The following is a 5,014-nucleotide window of genomic DNA, read 5'->3' as shown; positions in this document are numbered from 1 at the left end:
CGTCCAGACCATCCACCAACTCGGACAGGTCCTGGCCGATGACCACAGCCCGGTGGTCGAACACCGCACGCGTGGACACCAACGCCCGACCCACACCCGCCAGAGAGAACTCCGCGTCCTCTCCGTGCTCACGCACGAAACCCGCCAGACGCGCGGCCTGCCCACGCAACGCCGCCTCACCCCTCGCCGACACCGGCCACGCCACAACGGCGTCCTCCGGGTCCTCCTCCGTCACCACACCGGACACGGACTCCACCGCCGGAGCCTGCTCCAACACCACGTGCGCGTTGGTGCCGCTCACACCGAACGACGACACCGCCGCACGACGCGGACGGTCGTACTCCTCCCACGACCTGGCTTCGGTGAGCAGTTCGACGGCCCCAGACTCCCAGTCGACCTCGGGGGTCGGCTGGTCGACATGGAGGGTCTGGGGAAGGTGGCCGTGCCGCATGGCCATGACCATCTTGATCACACCACCCACACCCGCCGCCGCCTGCGTGTGACCGATGTTCGACTTCAGCGACCCCAACCACAGCGGCCGGTCCTCCGGCCGGTCCTGGCCGTAGGTCGCCAGAAGCGCCTGCGCCTCGATCGGGTCCCCCAACCGGGTCCCCGTCCCGTGCGCCTCCACCGCGTCCACCTCACCCGGCGCCAACCCGGCATTGGCCAGGGCCTGCCGGATCACGCGTTCCTGCGAGGGACCGTTCGGCGCGGTCAGGCCGTTGCTCGCACCGTCCTGGTTCACCGCAGAACCACGCATCACCGCCAGCACTGGATGCCCGTTGCGCTGGGCGTCGGACAACCTCTCCAGCAGGACCAGGCCCACGCCCTCGCCCCAGCCGGTGCCGTCGGCGGCTCCGGCGAACGACCGGCACCGGCCGTCGGTGGACAGCCCTCGTTGCCTGCTGAACTCCACGAACACAGCGGGGGTCGCCATGACCGTGACGCCTCCGGCGAGCGCCATGTCGCACTCGCCCTGGCGCAGCGACTGCGCGGCCAGGTGCATCGCCACCAGCGACGACGAACACGCCGTGTCCACCGTGACCGCCGGACCCTCCAACCCGAACGTGTACGACACCCGGCCAGAGGCCACACTGCCCGCACTGCCACTGACGAGGTAGCCCTCGACCGATTCCGACGCCTCTCCAACCCTGGATCCGTAGTCGTCGTACATCACTCCGGAGAAGACCCCCGTGCGGCTGCCGCGCAACGCGGCGGGGTCGATCCCGGCCCGCTCGAACGCCTCCCACGTCGTCTCCAGCAGCAGCCGCTGCTGCGGATCGATGGCCATGGCCTCACGCGGGCTGATCCCGAAGAACGCCGGGTCGAACTCGTCCGCCTCGTGCAGGAACCCGCCGTGACGCGTGTAGCTCGTCCCCGTGTGGTCCGGGTCCGGGTGGTACAGCTCCTCCAGGTTCCAGCCACGGTTGACCGGGAACTCCGAGACCACGTCGCGGCCCTCCACGACCAGCCGCCACAGGTCCTCCGGCGAACTCACACCGCCGGGGAACCGGCAGCTCATCGCCACGATCGCGATCGGCTCGTCGTCATTGGCGACGGACGAGCGGATGCGCGCGACGGGTTCGTCCGTGCCGACCAGTCGGCCGACGAGGTAGGTGGTGAGCGCCATCGGCGTGGGATGGTCGAAGACGAGGGTCGCGGGCAGCCGGAGTCCGGTCGCATCCTTGAGCCGGTTGCGGAGCTCGACCGCCGTCAGCGAGTCGAAGCCCAGATCACGGAAGGCGCGGTCCACGTCGATCGACGCTTCGCTGCCGTGCCCGAGGACTGCGCCGACGTTCGACCGCACCAGCTCCAACAGGGCTGAGTGGCGGTCGGCCGCGGGCATGGTGGTCAGGCGGTCGGCCAATGATCGGCCGCCGGACGATCCCGCCGCGGTGCGCCGCGCCGGTGTGCGAACCAGGCTCCGAAGGATCGGCGAAAGCCCGTCCGCCGCGGCGAGCGCTCGAAGAGCGCTGGTGTCGAGCGGTGCGGTGACCAGCGCGGACTGGTCCAGCACCAGTGCGGCGTCGAAGAGGGCCAGACCCTGTTCGTTGGTCATCGGGGCTATGCCGGTGCGGTGCATGCGGGCGATGTCGGCCTGGTCCAGGTGGCCGGTCATACCGGTGGACTCGGCCCACAGGCCCCAGGCCAGCGACGTCGCAGGAAGCCCCTGAGCACGACGGTGCTGCGCCAACCCGTCCAGGAACGTGTTGGCCGCCGCATAGTTGGCCTGACCCGGATTACCCACCGTCCCCGCGATCGAGGAGAACAACACGAACGCCGACAGGTCCAGGTCCCGGGTGAGCTCGTGCAGGTTCCACGCCGCGTCCACCTTCGGACGCAACACCGAACCCATCTGCTCAGGGGTCAGCGCGGTGAACGTGGCGTCATCCAACACACCCGCACAGTGCACCACCCCCGTGAGCGGATACTCCTCGGGAACCTCACCCAACAGAGCCGCCAACGCCTCCCGGTCGGCCGCATCACACGCGACCACCCGCACCCGAGCACCCAACCCGGTGAGCTCGGCCTCCAGCTCCGCCGCACCCTCGGCCGCCAAACCCCGACGACTGGTCAACACCAGGCTGCGCACCCCGTGCCCCACCACCAGATGACGCGCCACCAAGCTGCCCAGCGTCCCGGTTCCACCCGTCACCAGTACCGACCCTGCCGGGTCCGGGAACGAGCTGTTCGGTGCTGGCTCGGCGGCCCTCCGTCGTACACGGGGCACGCGGGCGGTTCGTCCCCGGAGGGCGAGCTGCGGTTCGCCGCCCGCCAGGGCCACAGGGAGGGTCTCTTCCGAGGCGTCTGTGCCATCGGTGTCCACGAGCACGATCCGGTCCGGGTTCTCCGTCTGGGCCGTGCGGATCAGACCCCACACCGCCGCGTGCGCCAAGCCGCCGGAATCCTCGTCCGCATCAACCCCGACGGCGTCTCGGGTCACGACGACCAACCGGGTGTCCACGAACCGCTCGTCCGTCAGGAAGTCCTGCACCGCACGGAGCGTGCCCACGGTGACGTCGTGTACGTCGTTGGGCGTGACCGTGTCCGGCACAGGGACACGCAGCAGTGCGATCGCTGGGACAGCGGCGTCCGCGTCGACCGCGCGCAGTTCCACGAGTTCGGCGGTGTACCCGTCACCAGTAAGGGGCAGTTCGTCCCATTCGGTCCGGAATAGGGCGTCGCGGAGCCCGTCGGTACCGTTCCGGAGCTGGTGTGGGGAGATCTGACGAAGGGCCAGGGAACGAATGGTCGCGACCGGTCCGCCAACGGGGTCCGTGACGTCGACGGACACGGCGTCCGACCCGACCGGGGCCAACCGCACCCTCAGGGCGGTCGCGCCGGTGGCGTGAAGTGATACGCCGCTCCACGAGAACGGGAGCAGTCCCTCGGCACGGTCACCGAGCAGACCCAGCACGATCGGGTGCAGAGCGGCGTCGAGCAGGGCCGGGTGGATGCCGAACCCCGTGTCGGTGTCGGATCCGCCGGGCAGGTCGATCTCGGCGTAGACCTCCTGTCCCTCGGCCCACGCAGCGGTCAGGCCCTGGAACAGGGGGCCGTACTCGTACCCCTTTCCGGTGAGGCGGAGGTAGGGGTCGTCCAGGTCGAGACCGGTGGCGCCTGAAGGCGGCCACACATCGGCCAGGAAGTCATCGGGCAGGTCGGAGGAGGCGGTCAGGGAACCGACCGCGTTCCGGGTCCAGGCGTCCTCCACCACGGATGTGTCCCGCCGCGAGTACACGGTGACCGGTCGGCGTCCGGCGTCGTCCTCGCTGCCCACGAAGACCTGGATCTGGACCTGCCCCTGTTCGGGCAGGACCAACGGGGCCTCCAGCGTCAGCTCCTCCAGATGCGCGCAGTCGACCTGTTCACCCGCGTGCAGAGCCAACTCCACGAACGCCGTCCCCGGCAACAGCACGGTGCCCATCACCGCGTGGTCGGCCAGCCACGGATGCGTCGCCAACGACAACCGCCCCGTGAAGACCAACCCCTCCCCGCCAGCCATGGGGACGGAGGCCCCGAGCAGAGGGTGTTCCGTGTCGATCAGGCCCAGGCCGGTCACGTCACCCCTGGAGACCGGTGCGTCCAGCCAGTAGGACTCCTCCTGGAAGGCGTAGGTCGGCAGATCCACGACCTCAGCAGGAACCGTAACCACACGCCCGGGCTCCCACACCGGAGACAGACCCGCGGTGAACGCACCCGCCAACGCCGTCAACCACTGACGCACACCACCCTGATCACGACGCAACGTCCCCAAAGCCGCAACCACCGGCGCCCCAGCCACCACCTCAGCGGTATCCCCGACCGCAGTCGTCAACACCGGATGCGGACTGCACTCCACGAACGCGTGATGCCCCGACTCCACCAACAACGCCACCGCAGAGGAGAACCCCACCGGACTCGCCAGATTCGCGTACCAGTACTCCGCGCCCAACTCCGGACCCTCAACGAAGCCACCCGTCACCGTGGAGAAGAACGGAACCTCCGCCGAGCCGGGCCGGACCGGACCCAACCGGTCCAGAATCTCCTCCCGCAACACCCGCACATGCGGCGAATGCGAAGCGTAATCCACCGGGATCACCCGCGCCCGCACCCCCTCGCCCTCACACTCACGGACGAACCGGTGCACCTGGTCACGGTCACCCGCCACCACCGTCGCACCCGGACCATTCACCGTCGCCACATGCACATCGTCAAAACCACTGCCCTGCGAGATCCGCTCCGCCACCTCCCGCTCCGGCAACGGAATCGACGCCATCGCTCCCGTCCCCGCCAAACGACGCAACGCATCCGCACGCAACGCCACCACCCGCGCCGCGTCCTCCAACGACAACACCCCACTGATATGAGCCGCCGCGATCTCCCCCTGCGAATGACCCACCACAGCATCCGGGCGCACCCCGTGGTGCTCCCACAACCGCGCCAACGACACCATCACCGCGAACAACGCGGGCTGAACCACCTCCACCCGATCCAACCCCGGAGCCCCCTCGGCCCCCGACAACACCTCCAC

1 protein-coding gene and 1 pseudogene are annotated in these 5,014 nt (G+C 69.5%); both read right to left on the bottom strand.

Translation table 11 applies throughout. From position 1 onward, the window contains the following. On the bottom strand, positions 1-4,132 hold a 4,132-nt coding region (locus FYW99_RS31465), incomplete at its 3' end, for a type I polyketide synthase (RefSeq protein ID WP_223839925.1). Positions 4,133-4,192: 60 nt separating this feature from the next. After that, positions 4,193-5,008, bottom strand: a pseudogene (locus FYW99_RS33170) (acyltransferase domain-containing protein); the annotation flags it as partial. Positions 5,009-5,014: the final 6 nt, after the last annotated feature.

Source organism: Nocardiopsis deserti (genome assembly GCF_008638355.1).
GTDB classification, from domain to species: Bacteria; Actinomycetota; Actinomycetes; order Streptosporangiales; family Streptosporangiaceae; genus Nocardiopsis; species Nocardiopsis alborubida.
The sequence above is the reverse complement of the archived record's forward strand: the minus strand, read 5'-3'. Positions and strand labels throughout refer to the sequence as shown.